Genomic DNA, 19,509 nt, shown 5'->3' with positions numbered 1-19,509 from the left:
GTACACGCAATGTCCGATCAGGAATCGAACACCCAGGACACCGCCGCCGCCGACGGCATCGCCGCGATGATGGCGGCCTGGGACATCAAGGGCACCAACGATTCCGCCGAGGCCGAAGGCAACGCGCAGGGTCAGTAATCCCTGGCTCCATCGTGACGACTCCGCCCGCCCGATTCCACGATCCGGCGGGCGGAGCCATGTCGGTCTCGGAATACAGGATCGAGCTACATCACAGTCGGCTGTGCGAGCAGCGCATCATGTCCGAACTGTTCGATCGGGCTCTCGATCTGCGTCTCGTCAGGAAGAGCGGCTCGCCGACATCGAGTCACGATATGTTCGCAAAACGGCGCGGGGCCGGATCTCGTGAGAGATCCGGCCCCGCACTGGGATTCGGTGATCAGACGGTCGGTGCGAACGCCTCTTCGATGATCTCCGCCTGCTCCACCGCGTGCACCTTCGACGAACCCGAGGACGGGGCCGACATGGCGCGGCGCGAGATGCGGCGCAGCTTGCCGAAGCGGGCCGGCAGGATCTCCGGGAGATTGAGGCCGAAGAAGGGCCATGCGCCCTGGTTGGCCGGCTCCTCCTGGACCCACGCCAGATCGATGGCGCCCGGATACTGCTCCAGGGCCTCGTTCAGACGGAACTTCGGAATCGGGTACAGCTGCTCGACGCGCACAATGGCCACGTCGTCACGGTTGTGCTTGTTCTTCTCGGCCACCAGCTCGTAGTAGATCTTGCCGCTGGTGAGCAGCACGCGCTTGACCTTGGAGCGGTCACCATCGCCCGACTCGTAGGTCGGCTCCTCGAGCACGGTGCGGAACTTGTTGTCCGTGAAGTCCTCGACCTCGGAGACCACGGCCTTGTTGCGCAGCATGGACTTCGGCGTGAAGACCACCAGCGGACGGCGGATGCCGTCCAGGGCGTGACGGCGCAGCAGGTGGAAGTAGTTCGACGGGGTGGACGGCACGGCCACCGTCATCGAACCCTCGGCGCACAGCTGCAGGAAGCGCTCGATGCGACCGGAGGTGTGGTCCGGGCCCTGGCCCTCATGACCGTGCGGCAGCAGCAGCACGACCTCGGAGAGCTGGCCCCACTTGGCCTCACCGGAGGAGATGAACTCGTCGATGATGGACTGCGCGCCGTTGACGAAGTCACCGAATTGCGCCTCCCACAGGACGAGCGCGTCCGGGTTGCCCAGCGAGTAGCCGTATTCGAACCCGACGGCCGCGTACTCCGACAGCGCCGAGTCGTGCACCGCGAACCAGCCCGGGTTGTTGGACCCGATGTTGTGCAGCGGTGTGTACTCGTCGCCGTTCTTGCGGTCGATGATGACCGAGTGGCGCTGCGAGAAGGTGCCGCGGCGCGAGTCCTGACCGGTCAGGCGGACGGCCTTGCCCTCATCGATGAGCGTGCCGAAGGCCAGCAGTTCGGCCATGGCCCAGTCGACCTTGCCCTCGTAGGCCATCTCACGGCGCTTCTCCAGCACCGGCTTGACGCGCGGGTGCACGGTGAAGCCGTCCGGGACGTTGAGGAACGCGTCGCCGATGCGCTGCAGCACCGTCTTGTCCACGGAGGTCACGAGATTCGGCGGCAGCTGCTGCTCGTCCTCGACCGACTCCGACGGCTCCGGCGGGAACTTCTCCAGCTCGCGCACCTCGTTGAAGATCCGCTCCAACTGACCCTGGTAGTCGCGCAGAGCGTCTTCGGCTTCCTTCATGGAGATGTCGCCACGGCCGATCAGGCTCTCGGTGTACGCCTTGCGGACCGAGCGCTTGGTGTCGATCACGTCGTACATGCCCGGCTGGGTCATCGACGGGTCGTCGCCCTCGTTGTGGCCGCGACGGCGGTAGCAGATCATGTCGATGACGACGTCGCGGTTGAACTTCTGCCGGTAGTCGACGGCCAGCTTGGCCACCCACACACAGGCTTCCGGGTCGTCGCCGTTCACGTGGAAGATCGGCGCGCCGATGAACTTGGCGATGTCGGTGGAGTATTCGGTGGAGCGCGAGTACTCGGGAGCGGTGGTGAAACCGATCTGGTTGTTCACCACGATGTGCACGGTGCCGCCGGTGCGGTAGCCGCGCAGGCCCGACAGGTTCAGCGTCTCGGCCACGACACCCTGGCCGGCGAAGGCCGCGTCACCGTGCAGCATGAGCGGCACGACCGAGAACGACCGCGCCTCTTCACCCTTGGTGACGATGTCTTCCTTGGTGAGCAGGTCCTGCTTGGCGCGGACCAGACCCTCCAGCACCGGGTCGACGGCCTCGAGGTGCGAGGGGTTGGCGGTCAGCGAGACCTCGATCTCGTTGTCGCCGAACATCTGCAGGTAGGTGCCGCGCGCGCCGAGGTGGTACTTCACGTCGCCGGAGCCGTGGGTGGCGGCCGGGTTCATGTTGCCCTCGAACTCGGTGAAGATCTTCGAATAGGGCTTGCCGACGATATTGGCCAGCACGTTCAAGCGGCCGCGGTGCGGCATACCGATGACGACCTCGTCGAGGTTGTACTCGGCGCACTGGTCGATGACGGCGTCCATCATCGGGATGACCGACTCGGCGCCCTCGAGCGAGAAGCGCTTCTGGCCCACGTACTTGGTCTGCAGGAAGGTCTCGAACGCCTCGGCCGCGTTGAGCCGGGACATGATGTACTTTTGCTCGGCCACAGTGGGTTTCGCGTGCTTCTGCTCCACGCGGTCCTGAATCCACTTGAGCTGCTCGGGATCCAGGATGTGGGTGTACTCCACACCCACGTGGCGGGCGTAGGCGTCGCGCAGGATGGACAGCACGTCGCGCAGCTTCATGCGCTCCTGGCCGTGGAAGCCGGCGACATTGAATTCGCGGTCCAGGTCCCACAGGGTCAGGCCGTGCTGGGTGACATCCAGGTCGGGGTGCGAACGGAACTTGTCCTTCACCAGCCGCAGCGGGTCGGTGTCGGCCATCAGGTGGCCGCGGCTGCGGTAGGCGTTGATCATCTCCTGCACGCGGGTCGACTTGTCGATGCCGCGTTCCTGAATGTCCTTGCGCCAGCGCACCGGCTCATAGGGGACACCCATGCCGTGGAAGATCTCGTCGTAGAACTCGTCGGAGATCAGCAGGTTGTGGATGGTGCGCAGGAAATCACCGGACTCCGCGCCCTGGATGATGCGGTGGTCGTAGGTGGAGGTCAGCGTCATCAGCTTGCCGACGCCCATCTCGGCCAGCTGCTGGTCGCTCATGCCCTGGAACTCGGCCGGATACTCCATGGCGCCGGCGCCGATGATCGCGCCCTGCCCCTGCATGAGGCGCGGCACCGAATGGTTGGTGCCGATGGTGCCGGGGTTGGTCAGCGAGATGGTGACACCGGCGAAGTCGTCGGTGGTGAGCTTGCCGTCGCGGGCGCGGCGCACGACGTCCTCGTACGCATTATGGAACTGCGCGAAGGTCATGCCCTCGGCGTTCTTGATGGCCGCGACCGCGAGCGAACGGTTGCCGTCCTTGCCCGGAAGATCAATCGCCAGACCGAGATTGGTGTGCGCGGGGGTCACCGCGTTCGGCTTGCCGTCGATTTCGGCGAAGTGCCGGTTCATGTTCGGGAAGGCCTTGATGGCCTGCACGATGGCGTAGCCCAGCAGGTGGGTGAAGGAGATCTTGCCGCCGCGGGTGCGGGCCAAGTGGTTGTTGATGACCAGGCGGTTGTCGATCATCAGCTTGGCGGGGATGGCGCGCACCGAGGTCGCGGTGGGGATGGCCAGCGACGCCGACATGTTCTTGACGATGGCCGCGGCGGGCCCGCGTAGCACCTTCGCCTCGTCGGCGGCGGCGGCCTTGGGGCCGCCCGAGGTCGGGGCCGCGTTGGAGGTGGGGGCGGGAGTGGTCTGGGGGGCGCGCACCTGGGCCGGGGCGGGGGCGGCGGGCGCGGGGGTGGTGATGGGGGCGGGCGCGGGGGCCCGGGTGGGTCCGGGGGCCGGGGGCACTGCGGCGGGGGCCGGAGCGACGACGGCGGCGGCCGCCTGGCTGTTGTTACCAATCTCGGCAGTGTTCTCCGGCGTGTAATCCGCCAGGAACTCGTGCCAGCTCTCATCGACGGACGAGGGGTCCTGTTTGTACTTCTGGTACATCTCGTCGACAAGCCACTGGTTCTGTCCGAACTGGTCTGTTGAGCTGCTCACAGCAGGTGTTCGCCTCATTTCGTTCTTCGCGCTGCGACGTTTGTGACGTGCCCGGCACGGGTAATCGGCGGATGCGCGCCGATGCGCCCCCACTGAGGATATGCCCACCCCGTTCGCCGTCGGGCATGGCTACCATCGAGCGGACACATTCTCTCGTGACGACTCGTCCGCGCCCGAGAATATTCCTTCGGTTGCTCGCGCCGCAGCCCACAGCCGGGAGTACGGGCCGCGTGCCGCGAGCAGTTCGTCATGGGTGCCGATTTCGCTGATCCGGCCGCGCTGCACGACCGCGATCCGATCGGCCTGCGCCGCGGTCGCCAGCCGGTGCGCGACGATGACCGAGGTGCGCCCGCGCGTCACCGATTCGCTCGCGACCAGCACCGACGCCTCGGCGGCTGGATCCAGCACCGCGGTGGCCTCGTCGAGCAGCAGCAGATCGGGGCGGACCAGTTCGGCGCGGGCCAGGGCGATGAGCTGCCGCTGCCCGGCCGACAGTCCGCGTCCGCGTTCCCCGACCGGTTGCCGCATCCCCTGCGGCAGGGCGGCGATGGTGTCCAGCGCCCCTACCGCCGCCGCGGCCGCCTCGATTTCCGCCGGGCTCGCAAATGGTTTGCCAAATGCAATGTTGCTGGCGATGTCGCCGGTGAAGAGGTGAGCTTCCTGGGGCACCACACCGAGCCGGGCGCGGAACTCGGAGAGCCGATAGTCGCGAATATCCACGCCGTCCACGCGAATTGCGCCGGTGCTGCTCGGATCATGGTCGCTGTCATGCATTTCCGCTATGAACAACGGCCCGGCGTCATCGGAAAGTCCGTGATCCCCGTCACCCGTCGTCCGGGGCATGTCATAGAGCCGGGCCAGCAGTTTCACGATGGTCGACTTGCCCGCGCCAGTCTCGCCCACGAGGGCCAGGCTGCCGCCCGCGGGGATGGTCAGGGTGACGCCCTCGAGCGCGGGCCGCACCGCACCCGGGTACCGGAAGTGGACATTGTCGAAGACGACCTCGCCGCGCAGATGCCCGTCGATGGGCGTCGCGTCCGCCGGATCGGGCGCGATGGACGATCGCGTCCGCAGCAGTTCCCCGATGCGCCGCAAGCCCACTCGCGCCTGCTGGTATCCGTCGAACAGCTGCGACAACTGCATGATCGGTCCGAACAGCAGTTGCAGATAGAGCACGAACGCCACCAGCGTGCCCGGGGTGGTGGACCCGTGCGCGACCGCCCACGCCCCGGTGAAGACGACCGATGCCAGCGCCAGATCCGCCCACATGCCGACGAAGGCGAAGAAGGTGGCGATGGCCCGCTGCGCCCGTATCCGGCTGACCCGGAAGTTGTCGGAGTAGCCCGCGAACCGGCGGGCGGAGCGGGCCTCGTGCCGATTGGCCTGCACCACGCGCAATCCCGCGACATTCTCCGCGAAGTCGGCATTCACGGTCGCCGAATGCTCGCGCGCGGCACTGTAGGCGGCGTCGGAGACTCTGCGGAACCGCCAGGTGGCCAGGAGCAGCGGCGGCAGTGTCACGAACACGACGATCGCCAGCTGGAAGTCGATCACCAGCAGCGCCACGGCGATTCCGGCCACGGTCAGCAGCGCGACCAGCGCGTCGGGCAACCCGGTCTGCATGAAGGTGGACAGCGCGTCGATGTCGGTGGTCATCCGGGTCATGATGCGGCCGGACAGTTCGCGCTCGTAGAAGTCGAGGCCGAGGCGCTGCAGGTGGGCGTAGCTGCGCACCCGCAGGCCGAAGAGCACGCGCTCCCCGGCCCGATTGCTCCATAGCAGCGAGGCGGCGGCGACCAGCCAGCCGAGGACGACCAGGACGACGCCGACGGCCGTGGCCCGCACCAGCGCCCAGCCGTCGTGCTTGCCGACGCCGGAGTCCACCGCGTACCGAACCACCGACGGGAACCCCACGCCCACAATCGCATTCAGGGCGAGCAGCGCCATCGTGCCGACGACCAGCCATTTCACCAGCCCGAGCGCATGCCGCAGCCGGAATCCCGGATCCGGCTCGCGCAACGCCGCGGCGTCCAGCCCGGGCTGCTCGGTGGCGGGCGGCAGATCGCCCAGCACCCGCCGCACCTCCTCCGGTGTGTCCCGATCGACCGGCTTCTCCCCGGCGGCATGCGTATGCCGAGCACCCGCCGTCACGAGTGCGCGCTCCTCGCCGGATTCCGGTGCGGGCAGCCGGATCACGCGGTCCGCGTGGGACAGCGTGGATTCGCGGTGCGCCAGGATGAGGGTGGTGCGTCCGGAATCGGTCGGCAGGGACGCGAAGATGGCGGCCTCGGTGACGGCGTCCACGGCGGAGGTGGCGTCGTCGAGGATGAGGATGCGCGGGTCGGCGAGGAGGGCGCGGGCGAGGGCGATGCGCTGGCGCTGGCCGCCGGACAGGGTCAGGCCGCGTTCGCCGACCACGGTCTGGTAGCCGTCGGGCAGGGCATCGATGAAGTCGTCGGCCGCGGCCTGTGCGGCGGCGGCGTGGATTTCGGCCTCCGTGGCGTCGGGACGGCCCAGGGCGATATTGGCGGCGATGGTGTCGGAGAGCAGGAAGGCCTCGTCGAAGACCACGCCCACCGCCTCGCGCAGGTCACCGGCGCGCAGCTCGGCGATATCCGCGTGGGAGTCCTTGCCGTACAGGGTGATTCGTCCCGAGCCGGGCGAATAGAAACGGGGCAGCAGCAGACTGAGCGTGGATTTGCCGGACCCCGCCGGGCCGATGATGGCGACCGTCTCGCCGGGGGCGACGTTCAGGGTGAAGTCGCGCAGCACGGGGCGTCCGGGTTCGAAACCGAAGGTGAGATGGTCGATTTCGATGCCGAGCGGCCCCTCGGGCAGGTCCACCGTGCGCTCGGGATCGACGCGTTCGGGCGCGCTGTCGATGACCTGGTTCACGCGTTCGGCCGCCGCCCGCGTCAGCTGCGCCATGACCACCACGTAGGACACGACGCGGGTGGAGTTGGTCATGGTCGACACATAGGCGACGAAGGCCAGGAAGGTGCCGAGCCCGATGCTGCCGTGGAAGGCGAGCAGTCCGCCGACGGCGATCACCGCGACCAGCCCGGCCTGGGGGATGGTGGCGAGGGTCGGGCTGAACCGGGCATCGATGCGCGCCGCGCGCATGCGCTCGGCGTACAGCCCGCGCCCGTGCTGCTCGAGCAGGTCGACCATGCGGGCCTCCTGCCCGAAGCCCTTCACCACGCGCACGCCGGTGACGGTCTCCTCGACGTGCTGGGCCAGGTCGGCGGCGCGCTGCTGTGCCGACCAGGTGGCCGCGTAGAGCCGGGGCCGCACCCGGTAGACCACCAGCGCCAGCACCGGCACCACCAGCAGCGCGGTCAGCGCGAGCGGCGGGGAAAGCCACAACATGACGCCCGCGGCCAGCACGAATTGCAGGGCCGCCACCGAGGACCAGGGACCCATGGCGAGCAACCCCTGCACCAGGGTGAGGTCGCTGATCGAGCGGGAGATGACCTGCCCGGTGCGCAGACCGTCCTGCCCCGGCCCGTCCAGTCGTTGCAGCGCGGACAGCAGGTCCACGCGCAGTTCGTGCTGCACGTCGAGGGCGAGTCGGCCGGCCAGCATGCGGCGTCCGAAGGAGGCGAGGAAACGGCCGGCCGCGAGCACGCCCAGCGCGGCGGCCATGGCCGCGATGATGCCGGTGTTCCCGGCGGTCGCGCCGTCGAGGGCGCGCTTGGCCAGCAGCGGCCCGGTCACCTCCACGATCGCGCCCAACACGATCGCCAGTCCCAGTCCGGCGAGCACCCACGGGTGCTCCGCGCACCGTCCCCACAACCTGCGCAACCAGCCGCGCGCGGTCTCCGCATCCTCAGAACTCATCCCGGAGAACAACGATCTCCCCACCCTCACTTTGTTCCCGTCGTCGTGCCGCTTCTCCAGTGTGCCGGGACAGCGGCTCGTGCCTGGAGCGGGCGGAGGACTCAGCGGTGACGTGTTCGCCGGCGGTGGATGTATCGGCGGCTGCCTGCCAGGGCCGGCTCGACATGGTTTGTCGGGCCATGCGACCCAGCTGCGGCGGATGACGCGCGAGCACCGGTTGGCGGTGCCGGCCCTGTCAATGCCGCGTCGAGGATGCGCGCGTCGACCCGGTCGACGGCGTTGTCCGGGTAAAGGCTGTCTTCGACGCGTGATCGAAACTTCCACGCTAGGAGGCGGACCTGTCTCTGCAACATTCTCAAGGAAAATGTTGCGCGCAACATTGCAATGGAAAATGTTGCGATGTACGGTCCCTATATGGCTCAGACAGCTGGCGCAACGAGGCGCCCCTACCGCGAAGAGGCGCATGCGATCAACCCGCGCGACGTGCACTTCGACTTCGCCACCGTGCCCATGCACTACATCCCCGGTGAGGCGCTGGCCACCCACATCATCAACGTGATGCATCTGCTGCTGCCGGAAGGCGAGCGGGCGATGGCGCAGGCCCTCGCCGAGTCCCTGCCCTACATCGACGACGAACGCCTGCGCGAGGAGGTGACCGGATTCGTCGGCCAGGAGACGATGCACGCCGCCACCCATGAGGCCGCGCGCAAGCACCTGCAATCGATCGGGCTGGACGTCGACTCCTACGTCGCCAAGATCGGCTGGGCCGTCGACCGGATACTCGGCGACCACGGCCTGACCGGCCGCGCCAAAGAGGAATGGCTCAAGGAACGGCTCGGACTGTTCGCCGGCATGGAGCACTACACCGCCGTGTTCGGCGAGTGGCTGCTCAATGCCGAGATGCTCGAGCAGAAGGGCATGCATCCGGCCATGCTCGACCTGGTGCGCTGGCACGGCGCGGAGGAGGTCGAGCACCGCAGCGTCGTGTACGACGCGTTCATGCACGTCGACGGAAGCTACGCCCGCAAGGCGCGCACGGCGGTGGTCGCCAGCGCGACGCTGCTGCCGCTGTTCGTGCTGTCCGCCGGATACATGTATCGCAAGGACCCCTCGGCCGACAAAGGCCGGTTCTGGGGATGGCAGTTCGTCAGCGCCACCCGCCGCAAGGTGATCCCGAGCTGGACGACGTTCTTCACCGAGATCCCGCGCTATCTGCGGCCGGGATTCCATCCCTCCCAGCTCGGTCCGATGGACGACGCGTTGCGCTACCTCGCGCACTCGCCCGCGGCCAGGGCGGCACAGCAGTGACGCGCGCGGCGACCGGCGTGCCCGCCGGGCTGCGGATGCTCGGCGGCGTCATCGACGTCTACAAACGCGTGTTCGTCTCGGGACCGGCCGCCACCGTGCTGTCGCGGCCGAAGCCGGTGCGGCGCACCGGCTTCGACCTGAACGTGGTGATCGAGTCCGTCGAGCAGGAAGCCGATGACGTGATCGGGCTGACGCTGCGGGCGCCCGGCGGCGATCCGCTGCCGAGCTGGCGTCCCGGCTCGCACCTGGACGTCTTCCTGCCGTCCGGCCGACAGCGGCAGTACTCGCTGTGCGGCGATCCGGCCGACCGCCGGCGCTACCGCATCGCGGTCCGCCGCATCGCCGACGGGGAAGGCGGCTCCCCGGAGATCCACGAGACGCTGCGCGTGGGCGACCCGCTGCGCATCCGCGGGCCGCGCAACGCGTTCACCTTCGTCGAGGCGCCCTCCTACCTGTTCCTCGCGGGCGGCATCGGGATCACGCCGATCCTGCCGATGGCCACAGCGGCCGGCGCGCGCGGACAGCTGATCTACACCGGCCGCACCCGCTCGGCCATGCCATTCCTGGCCGAGCTGCCCGCGCACGCGGAGGTCCGGCCCGACGACGAGCACGGCGTGCCCGTGGTCGAGGAGCTGATCGCGCGGGCCGAGCCCGGCGCGGCGGTCTACGTCTGCGGGCCGCCACCGATGCTCGAGGCCGCCCAGCGCTGCATGTTCGAGCTCAATCCCACCGGTTCCCTGCACACCGAACGGTTCTCCGCCCTCCCGGTCACCGACGGGAAGCCGTTCCGGATCGAGTTGGCCCGCTCCGGCAAGACGGTGCGGGTGGAGGCGAACGAGACCGCGCTGAGCGCGATCCGGCGCGTGTCGCCGGACGTGACCTATTCCTGCCGCCAAGGGTTCTGCGGAACCTGCAAGACAGGCGTGCTCTCCGGCGCCGTCGACCACCGCGACCGGCTGCTGCCCGACGCCCAGCGCGCCGACCAGATGCTGATCTGCGTCTCACGCGCGGCGGGCGACCAACTCGTGCTCGACCTCTGACACCGAGAAGGGACGACGTTGTCCAAGCTTTCCCCCAATCCGGCGGACGGCCTCCAGGAATTCGCCTACGCCAAAGCCACCACCCAGCAACGTGTTCCGCCGCTGCCGTTGACAACGTCCCGGCGGACCAGTGCCGTCGACGTTGACCTCGACACGTCGATCGCGGTACTGCACGGAAGGAACCCCCGGTGAGCGCAGCCATCGAGCACACCGACATCGCCATCGTCGGCGCCGGATTCGGCGGCATCGGCTTGGCCGTCAAACTCCGCGAGGCCGGGTTCGACGACCTGGTGATCCTGGAACGCGCGGACGACCTCGGCGGCACCTGGCAGGCGAACAACTACCCCGGCTGCGCGTGCGATGTCCCCTCGAATCTGTACAGCTATTCCTTCGCCCCCAACCCGAACTGGTCGCGCACCTACGGCAAGCAGCCGGAGATCCTCGAGTACATCCGCTCGGTCGCGCAGCGGTTCGACGTGGTCCAGCACATCCGGTTCGGCGCCGAGGTACTGGACGCCCGCTGGGACGAGGACGCCTCCGTCTGGCGGATCGAGACCTCCCGGGGCCTGCTCACGGCCGATTTCCTGCTGTCAGCGGCCGGGGTCTTCGCCGAAGCGAAGTATCCGGACCTGCCGGGGCTGGACACGTTCGCGGGCAGGGCGTTTCATTCGCTGCACTGGGACCACGGTCACGACCTCACCGGTGAACGAGTCGCGGTGATCGGCACCGGCGCTTCCGCCGTGCAGTTCGTGCCCGAGATCCAGCCGAAGGTCGGCGAGCTCCTGCTCTTCCAGCGCTCCGCCCCCTGGATCGTGCCCCGGATGGACCGCGCCACGCTCGGCGCCGAGCGATTCCTGTTGCGCACTCTGCCCGTGGTGCAGAAGGCGATTCGCGGCGGCTGGTACGCCACCATCGAGACCTTCGGCCTGATCTCATTGGTGGACAAGCGCTTCCGCCACCCCTACGAGGCCATCTCCAAGCTGCACCTGCGGCGGCAGGTGCGCGACCCGCGACTGCGCGCGAAACTGACCCCGGACTACGTGATCGGCTGCAAACGCGCGATCTTCTCCGACACCTATTTCCCGGCGCTGGACCAGCCGAACGTCGACGTGATCACCGAGTCCATCGCGGAGATCCGGCCGCACTCGATCGTGCTGCGTGACGGTTCCGAGCACGCGGTGGACACCATCATCTTCGGCACCGGTTTCAAGCCGATCCCGTCGGTCTTCGACCGCTACCACGGACGCGACGGCAGCACGCTGGCGCAGCTGTATCACCAGCAGCCACAGAGCTACCTCGGCATCGCGCTGGCCGGATTCCCCAACTTCTTCTGCACCCTGGGCCCGTTCGGGGCGGCGGGCAACCAGTCGGCGATCTACATGATCGAATCCCAGATCGCCTACATCGTCGACGCTCTGAGCACGATGCGCCGCAACGGCGCGCGCCGGGTCGAACTGCGGCCGCAGGTCCAGGAGCGATTCGTCGAGGAGATGCGGGAACGCAGCACCTCGACGGTCTGGCTCACCGGCGGATGCCAGACGTACTACACCACCCCCGACGGCCTCAACGCGGGCCTGTACCCGAACTGGAGCTTCGAATACCGCCGCCGCACCGCCGGTTTCGACGCCGAGTCCTACGCGGTGAACGCATGATCGACATCGGAGGGCTGCTCGGGCTGGTCGGTCTCGGCGGCGCCCGCTACGACGTGGACGGACGGGTGGCGCTGATCACCGGCGCCGGTCAGGGCATCGGCCGGGAACTGGCCGCGATCCTGCATCGGCGCGGCGCACGGATCGCGGTGGTGGACATCGATGTCGCTGCGGCCGAGGCCGCCGCGCGGGACCTCGGCTCGCACGCGCTCGGAGTCGGGGCCGACGTCGCCGACCGGGAGGGGATGGAGACCGCCGTCGCCCAGGTGATCGACCATTTCGGCCGCCTGGACATCGTGGTCGCCAACGCGGGTGTCGTGCCCGAGCCCGCGACCTTGCGGACCATGACCGGACCCGCGTTCGACCGGGTGATGGCCATCAACCTCACCGGCGTGTACAACACCGTGCACCCCGCGCTGGACCAGATCGTCGCCAATCGGGGACACGTGGTGGTCGTCTCCTCATGCGCGGCGTTCGCGCCGGGAATGGCCGGATCGCCGTACATGATCAGCAAGGCCGCCGTCGAGCAGCTGGGCCGCGCCTTGCGGGTGGAGCTGGCCGCGTTCGGCGCGAGCGCGGGCGTGTCGTACTTCGGCGTCGTGGAGACCGAGATGACGCACAGCACTCTCGACCGCGACAGCGTCGGCCGCGAACTGGACAGCCTACTGCCGTGGCCGCTCAGCGTCAGGATCACCGCGACCGAAGCGGCCGCCGTCATCGCCGACGGCATCGCTCGCCGCGCGCCGCGGACCATCGCCCCGCTGGGGTGGGAGCCCTACGCCCTGCTGCGCGGCGCGGTCAACGTCGTGCTCGACAGCCGTCTCGCCAAGGACGCGCGAATGCACGACTTGGTGCGGCGCGTCGAGCAGCGGGCCCGGCCGTGACCGACCGGGGCGGTGAACACCGGGAGGGGCACGAGGAACTCGTTACGGTGGGTGTGATCCCGCGGGATCACACCGTCACCGCGGCGCCGGCCTCGCCGGCGGCCCGGGCGCTTCGTCAAGTCTCGGTTCTGCTCGGTGTCCGGCACGTGCTGGCCGCCGTCCCGGTCGACCAGCGCACCCTCGCTCCCGCGCGCACGCTGCTCGAGCACGGCATGCGGGCGGCCGCGCCGGTGCTCGGCGGCACCAGCGTCGACGACGTCGCCGACGGCCCGGTTCGCGGCGAATGGGTGCGCGGACCGCGTGCCACACGCGACGACGCCGCCGTGCTCTACGTGCACGGCGGCGGGTTCGTCGCCGGCTCATCCCGGTCCTACCGCGGCGTCGCCGCGCGGCTTTCCACGGCCACCCGGCTGCCGGTGTTCACGCTGGATTACCGTCTCGCTCCGGAGCATCCGCACCCGGCCGCGTCCCAGGATGTCGTGGCGGCCTACCGATGGCTGCTGAATCGGGGCTGTCGTCCCGACCGCATCGTGCTGGCCGGCGACTCCGCGGGCGGATACCTGGCCGCGGACTTCGCGATAACCCATGCGGCGCAGGGTGATCCGCGCCCGGCATGCCTGCTGCTGTTCTCGCCGATGGCCGATCTCTCCTTGGACATCGCGGAACGGTCTGCCCATCGGGACACCCTGATCGGTCCTGGGGCGGCCCGCGCGGCCGTCGCGCAGTTCACCGCGGAACCACTGCGGCTGCGGCCCGTCGCGGGAACCCCGCTGCCGCCGACCCTCATCCACGTGGGCGACGACGAGTTCTTCACCGCCGACGCCGTCGCGCTCGCCGCCGGGCTGCGCGCCGCGGGAGCGCACTGCCTGCTGCACATCTGGCCCGGCCAGCTGCATGTGTTCCACACGCTGCCGGCCGTCGTGCCCGAATCACGATCCGCCTACCGCGCGGCGGCCCGTTTCGTCGCCGCCCATCTCGATCCCGCCGCCGCGTAGGCGGTCTGAGCCCGAGGACCACACCATGAGCACCCGTTTCGGTACCCTCTGCGCGGCGTTCCAGTACAACGCCGCGCTCGCCCCCGACGCCGTCGCCCTCCGCACGCCCGGCGACCGGCAGACCCTCACCTGGCGGCAGTACGCGGCGCGTGTGCGCGCGGTCGCGGCCGGGCTCGCGGGTCTGGGCGTGCGCCACGGCGACACGATCGCGCTGATGATGGCCAACCGAACCGAGTTCTATCCGCTCGAGGTCGGCGCCCAGCATCTGGGCGCCACCTCGTTCTCGGTGTACAACACGCTCTCCGCCGAACAGCTGGCCTATGTGCTGGACAACGCGGGCGCGCGGGTGGTCGTCTGTGAACCGCAGCATGTTCCCCGGCTGCGGGCCAGCGGCGCGAAACTCGACCACATCGTCTGCCTCGACGAAGCCCCCGCCCATGCCATGTCGGTGTCCGACCTCTTGGCCTGCGCGACACCGGATTTCGATTTCGAAGCCACGTGGCGGGCGGTGCGCCCCGAGGACGTGGCGACCCTGATCTACACCTCCGGCACCACCGGCGACCCGAAGGGCGTCGAGACGACGCACGCGAATCTGATGTTCGAGTGCTACGCCGTCGCCGAGGTCCTCGACATCGAGTTCGGCGACACCATCACCTCCTACATGCCCAGCGCGCACATCGCCGACCGGTTGACCTCCCTGTACTTCCAGGAGGTGTTCGGCACCCAGATCACCTGCGTCGCCGACGCCAAAGAGATCGGTTCCGCCTTGGCCGACCTGCACCCCACGATCTGGGGAGCGGTCCCGCGGGTCTGGGAGAAGCTGAAGGCCGGCATCGAATACGCGGTGGCGAACGAACCCGACGAAACTCGCCGGGCGGCGATGCGCTGGGCCCTGTCGGTGGCCGCCGAACGCAGCCACCACCTACTCGATGGACGGCCGCTCCCCGAGAACGCGGCCGCGGAATGGGCCAGAGCCGACGACCTGGTCCTCTCGGCGCTGCGCGCGAAGATCGGGCTGGACCAGGTGCGGTGGGCGATCTCGGGCGCCGCGCCCATTCCCCGGCAGACCTTGGGTTTCTTCGCCGGTCTCGGCATCCCGATCGCGGAGATCTGGGGCATGTCCGAGCTGACCTGCCTGTGCAGCGTGAGCCATCCGCGCGACGCCAGACTGGGCACCGTCGGCAGGCTGCTGCCCGGCATGGAGGCGAAGCGGGCCGACGACGGCGAGCTGCTGGTCCGCGGCCCGCTCGTGATGAAGGGCTATCGCGGCGAGCCGGAGAAGACCGCCGAGGCGGTGGACGACGACGGCTGGCTGAGCACCGGCGACGTGATCACGATCGATGCCGAGGGCTTCCTGAGCGTGGTCGACCGGAAGAAGGAGTTGATCATCAACGCCTCCGGCAAGAACATGTCGCCCGCGAACATAGAGAACGCGGTCAAGGCCGCGACTCCGCTGATCGGGGCGATGGCGGCCGTCGGGGACGGCAAGCCGTACAACACCGCGCTCATCGTGCTCGACGCCGAGACCGTGGGGCCCTACGCCGCGCAGTCCGGCCGCACCGACGTCTCTCCCGCCGCCCTCGCCACCGACGAGCACGTCGTCGCGCAGATCGCGGCCGGCATCGCCGCGGGCAACGCCACGCTCTCGCGGGTCGAGCAGATCCGCCGGTTCCGTATCCTGCCCACCTTCTGGGAGCCCGGTGGCGACGAGTTGACGCCGACGATGAAACTCAAGCGCCGGGTCATCGCGGAGAAGTATGCCGAGGAGATCGCGGCGCTCTACGCACAGGAACGTCCCGCGCACGTGCACGAGCCGGCCTGATCGCGGACTGCTCCACCTCCGCCGAGCAGAGGGGCCGATGAACCGATGAAGACCAACCACCGCCATCGGCCCTCACCGCGACGTACGGTGCGGACACCCGGCGGTCCGGGCACCGATCACGAGGTGTGGCGCCGGCCCTTCGCCGACCGGGTCCGATCAGATATCGCGGCGGGTGAGGAACCACCAGGCGCCCGCGCCCGCCGCGGCGCTCCACAGCACCATCAGCGCCATGGCGGCCGGGGTGGGCGCGATGAGTGCGTTCTTGGCGTAGCGGCCGCCGCTGATCGCCCCGACGGTGGAGGACACCGGCAGGAGCGCCGCCAGCCCGCCGAATCCGATGGCGCGCGCGGTGATCCAGACCAGCGGTTCGAGAACGGCCCACCCGAGCACGGCGGCCAGCGCCTGCGTCGGTGAGCGCAGCACGAAACCGACGGAGGTGCCGATCACCGCCCAGCACAGGGCCGCCAGCGCCACCCCGATCAGCACGCCGAAGAAGCCGCCGTCCATGGGCACCCGGGAGCCGCCGGCCAGCCGCATGGCGGCCCAGCCCAGCACCTCCATCACCAGTACGGTGCCGAGCGAGAATGCCGCCGCCACCGCCAGTTTCGCGCCGAGCAGCAGGGTCCGGTCGGGCGTGAACAGGGAACTCACCGCGAGCGATCCGTAGCGGAACTCCGATCCGGAACCGAGCGCCCCGAAGGCGGCGGCGGCCGCCACCGTCAGCACCAGCACCCAGGTGGTCAGCAGCGCGGCCCAGCCGGATCCGGTGGCGAACCCCTGCGCGTGCTCGCCGGGCTGGAAGCCGGTGCCGAGCGCCAGGAACGCCAGCAGTCCCGCCGCGACGACCCCGCCGCCGATCAGCCAGTTCAACCGCACCGAAGTCACCTTCCGCACTTCGGAATTCGCGGCCCGGGCCACCTCCGGCGGCACACTGAGGATCATCGAGCGTCCTTTCGTGGAAGGTCATCGGTCCGGCGTATCCGTGCGGCCCGGTCGAGCAGCCGACGGCCGGCCCGCCCCGGCCCGCACCTCGCCGTTCCGGTGTGGCCTCGGCTGGAACTCACGGCGGTGGCGGAGGTCCCGGCCGAGACCGGGACACGATGACGAGACGGGCTCCGCGAGCCGGGCGGGGAGGGGCTCTCACCCGTGGGCTCAGCCGGCCGGTGGCGGATACCGATGCGGCACAACGGCTTCACCGATAGGTCCGGTAGGCGGCCGGACCCGGGTAGGCGGGGGCCGGAGGCCCGGTGTGGGTGAGTGCGGCCAGGACCTGGTCGGGATGAATATGTTCGGGGGTGATCTCGGTGAGCTGGACGCGGGCGGTCGAGGCGGCCGATTCCAGTTGGGACAGTGAGGTTTCCGCGACGGCCAGGCGGCCGTCGGGTCGCATGACCGCATCGGTGAAACCCTGTGCGGCCAGCGTGGTCGCCAGCGCGATCGGGCTGGACGCCTTGACCAGCAGCCGGTCCGGGTGGCTGCGGCGCAGCCGGGCCGGGCTGCCCTGGAAGGCGATATGGCCGCGGTCCAGCACGATGAGCTCGTCGGCGATGGGCAGCACGGTGCTCAGCGTGCGCGAGGTGAGCAGCACGGTGCCGCCGCGACGGGCGTGGCCGCGCAGGTAATCGTTGAGCCAGGCGGTTTCGCCGATATCGAGACCGGCGGCAGGATCGTCGAGCACCAGCAGCGGCGGCGAGCCGAGCAGCGCGACCGCCAGCGCCAGCCGGGTCTGCATGCCCTCGGATAACGTGCCGATGCGCCGGCCGGAGGCCTCGGTGAGCCCGACCAGTGTCAGCAGCTCCTCGACCCGGCTCGCGGAAACGCCTGCGGCGCAGGCGTATACGCGCAGCTGGGCTTCCACCCGGCGGGCCGGATGCAGGCCGCGCGGGACGAGCATGGCGCCCACCACCTGGCGTCCGGCCCGTATCCCGGAGCCGGGGCCGCCCACGCTCGCCGTGCCGGAGGTGGGGGTGAGCAGTCCGAGCAGCATGCGCAGCACCGTGGACTTGCCCGCGCCGTGCGGGCCCACCAGGGCGGCCACCTTGCCGGCGGGCACCACGAAACTCACGTCCTCGACGGCGGTGACGGTGTCGAAGGTCTTGGTCAGGCCGCCGGCGGCGAAGGCGAGCGGGCGGGCGCTCATGGCTGCCGGTTCCAGGTCGGCGCCTCCACCGCGGGCAGCGGATCGGCGTCGATGATCAGGGGCTGCGGCCAGGTCAGCGGCGGCGCGCCGAAGGCCTTGCGGGCATTGTCGACCACGCCGCGGCCCAGCGCCCGGTTGCCCAATCCGCCGATCGCCGCGCCGATTCCGGCCGGGATCACCTTGCCGACCATGAGCGCGCCGCGTTTGGCGATGAACTGGATCATGAACCGCTTGAGCAGCGAATCGTTCATCGCGCTGAGACCCGGGATCTTGCCGGCCAGCAGGCTGCCCCAGTTCTTGGCCGAGTAGCCGACGCTCTTCTCCACGATCTCCATGCCGCTCTCGCCGAGCACCACGGCCAGCACCAGCGCGCGGCGGCGCTCCTTGTCGTGGGGCGCGATCCCGTGCACGGTCGCCACGGCCAGGGTGAACACCGCGGACGCCTCCAGGAAGAAGGCGGTCTCCGCGCTCATGGCCGCCACCGAGGCCACCGTTCCGACGCCCGGCACCGCCGCGGTCGCGCCGACCGCCGTGCCGGAGGTGGTCACGGTATTGAGGTAGAGCTTCTCGATGCGGGCGATGATCTGCCCGGGCGTTTCATCCGGGTGCGCGTCCCGCAGCTTGCCCACGTATTTCGCGACAGCGGGGGCCTGTACCTGGGACCCGTTGTCGAGCAGCGAGACGACCGCTTTTTCGAGCCCGGCCTTGAACATCGACGACAACCCTTCTCCGTGCGGTCCTCCGACCGAAACTCTATGGCACCCCGACAACGATTCGCGAGATAGACCGGTTCCGGGCGGGAGCTTCGCGCACCGGGGTGATCGTCCTAGGGTGGACCACATGGCAGGCGTGTCCGAAGGCGCGTCGGGAGTGCCCGACCCGCGATTGCGCGCGTACGTCCTCGGCTACGAGGGCTACCTGCTGCACGGATTCGCACCGGGCACGCATGTGGGCATGCCGGGGTCGGTGCTGACCGTGATCATCACCATCGACGAACCCATCCACGTGCCGGTGTCCTCGCATCCGGAACAGGCGGGCGGCCACTGGGACATGCTGGCCAGCGGGCTCACGGTGCGGCCCGCGGTGATCGCGCACCACGGATTCCAGCACGGGGTGCAGCTGAACCTGACTCCACGCGGCTGCCGCGCGCTGTTCGGGATGCCCGCGGCTGCGCTCGGGTCGTGGATCGTGAATCTGGCGGACGTGCTCGGGCCGCGCGCCGCGGAGCTGCGGGAGCGGCTGTCCCTGTTGCGCGCGTGGTCGCAGCGGTTCGCCGTCATCGACGAAATCCTGCTCCGCCGTGTGGATCCGGTGCACTGGGACGGCGAGCTCGCCCACGCCTGGACACTACTGTCCGGTCCAGACCCGGCGGTGCGGGTCGCCGAGGTCGCCGACGAGATCGGCTGGAGCCGAAGGCATCTGGGCAGTCGGTTCAGCGCCGAGTTCGGCATCACCCCCAAGGACGCCGTCCGGGTGGCCCGCTTCGAACGCTCGCACCGCCTGCTGCGCGAGTCCGTGCCGCCTCCGCTCGCCGAGGTGGCGGCCGTGGCCGGGTATTACGACCAGGCGCACATGGCCCGGGAGTGGCGGGAGCTGGCCGGCATGCCGCCGTCGATGTGGCGGGAGAGCGAGGAGTTCCCATTCGTCCAAGACCAGCGGGCCGCCGAGATCGGAGACTAGTCCC

13 protein-coding genes are annotated in these 19,509 nt (G+C 69.5%); 8 read left to right on the top strand and 5 right to left on the bottom strand.

The features are described 5' to 3' along the window. Positions 1-9 precede the first annotated feature (9 nt). Positions 10-138 carry a hypothetical protein gene (locus tag GLP40_RS34385; protein WP_268867078.1) on the top strand — a complete coding sequence of 43 codons (129 nt, stop codon included), beginning with the start codon at positions 10-12 and terminating at the stop codon, positions 136-138. A gap of 259 nt (positions 139-397) precedes the next feature. On the opposite strand, the gene GLP40_RS08705 is transcribed toward GLP40_RS34385, so the two are convergent. Together GLP40_RS08705 and GLP40_RS08700 are read right to left on the bottom strand one after the other, a co-directional pair. Further along, a complete protein-coding gene (locus GLP40_RS08705) occupies positions 398-4,165 on the bottom strand; it encodes a multifunctional oxoglutarate decarboxylase/oxoglutarate dehydrogenase thiamine pyrophosphate-binding subunit/dihydrolipoyllysine-residue succinyltransferase subunit (protein WP_154787261.1) in 3,768 nt (1,255 codons plus the stop codon). A gap of 111 nt (positions 4,166-4,276) precedes the next feature. Then, on the bottom strand, positions 4,277-7,987 hold the full coding sequence (locus tag GLP40_RS08700; protein ID WP_154787260.1) for an ABC transporter ATP-binding protein: 3,711 nt from the start codon (positions 7,985-7,987) through the stop codon (positions 4,277-4,279). Positions 7,988-8,401: 414 nt separating this feature from the next. On the opposite strand from GLP40_RS08700, the gene GLP40_RS08695 reads away from it, so the two are divergent. The 6 genes from GLP40_RS08695 to fadD11 all read left to right on the top strand — a co-directional run bounded on the left by GLP40_RS08695 (position 8,402) and on the right by fadD11 (position 15,685). Next, positions 8,402-9,295 carry a metal-dependent hydrolase gene (locus tag GLP40_RS08695; protein ID WP_154787259.1) on the top strand — a complete coding sequence of 298 codons (894 nt, stop codon included), beginning with the start codon at positions 8,402-8,404 and terminating at the stop codon, positions 9,293-9,295. 35 nt (positions 9,296-9,330) lie between these two features. Further along, entirely contained in the window at positions 9,331-10,335 is a 1,005-nt protein-coding gene (locus GLP40_RS08690) for a PDR/VanB family oxidoreductase (protein WP_154787389.1), read from the top strand. Between the two features lie 188 nt (positions 10,336-10,523). Next, complete coding sequence (locus GLP40_RS08685; protein WP_328289875.1) at positions 10,524-11,987, top strand: flavin-containing monooxygenase; 1,464 nt, start codon at positions 10,524-10,526, stop codon at positions 11,985-11,987. Beyond that, positions 11,984-12,868, top strand: coding sequence for a short-chain dehydrogenase/reductase (locus tag GLP40_RS08680; protein ID WP_154787258.1), 885 nt, complete (start codon positions 11,984-11,986; stop codon positions 12,866-12,868). Before GLP40_RS08685 ends, GLP40_RS08680 begins: the two co-directional genes overlap by 4 nt. Beyond that, complete coding sequence (locus GLP40_RS08675; protein WP_154787257.1) at positions 12,865-13,863, top strand: alpha/beta hydrolase; 999 nt, start codon at positions 12,865-12,867, stop codon at positions 13,861-13,863. The genes GLP40_RS08680 and GLP40_RS08675 overlap by 4 nt, the downstream gene beginning before the upstream one ends. Positions 13,864-13,888: 25 nt before the next feature. Beyond that, the gene (fadD11, locus tag GLP40_RS08670) at positions 13,889-15,685 is read left to right on the top strand and encodes a fatty acid--CoA ligase FadD11 (RefSeq protein WP_154787256.1); all 1,797 of its coding nucleotides are present in this window, start codon (positions 13,889-13,891) and stop codon (positions 15,683-15,685) included. A 156-nt stretch (positions 15,686-15,841) separates the two neighbouring features. On the opposite strand, the gene GLP40_RS08665 is transcribed toward fadD11, so the two are convergent. The 3 genes from GLP40_RS08665 to GLP40_RS08655 form a co-directional block, all read right to left on the bottom strand. Continuing rightward, on the bottom strand, positions 15,842-16,627 hold the full coding sequence (locus GLP40_RS08665; protein WP_154787255.1) for a hypothetical protein: 786 nt from the start codon (positions 16,625-16,627) through the stop codon (positions 15,842-15,844). Positions 16,628-16,877: 250 nt separating this feature from the next. After that, on the bottom strand, positions 16,878-17,825 hold the full coding sequence (locus GLP40_RS34380) for an ABC transporter ATP-binding protein (protein ID WP_154787254.1): 948 nt from the start codon (positions 17,823-17,825) through the stop codon (positions 16,878-16,880). After that, positions 17,822-18,538: a hypothetical protein gene (locus tag GLP40_RS08655; protein ID WP_154787253.1), complete on the bottom strand. Its 717-nt coding sequence runs from the start codon at positions 18,536-18,538 to the stop codon at positions 17,822-17,824. The genes GLP40_RS34380 and GLP40_RS08655 overlap by 4 nt, the downstream gene beginning before the upstream one ends. A 127-nt stretch (positions 18,539-18,665) precedes the next feature. Between GLP40_RS08655 and GLP40_RS08650 the strand changes: the two genes are divergently transcribed. After that, complete coding sequence (locus GLP40_RS08650; RefSeq protein ID WP_154787252.1) at positions 18,666-19,505, top strand: helix-turn-helix domain-containing protein; 840 nt, start codon at positions 18,666-18,668, stop codon at positions 19,503-19,505. The last annotated feature ends 4 nt before the right edge of the window (positions 19,506-19,509 follow it).

Origin of the sequence: Nocardia aurantiaca (genome assembly GCF_009708175.1) — a bacterium.
Lineage (GTDB): Bacteria > Actinomycetota > Actinomycetes > Mycobacteriales > Mycobacteriaceae > Nocardia > Nocardia aurantiaca.
Note: the sequence above shows the minus strand (reverse complement) of the source record. Positions and strands in the feature narration are given on the sequence as shown.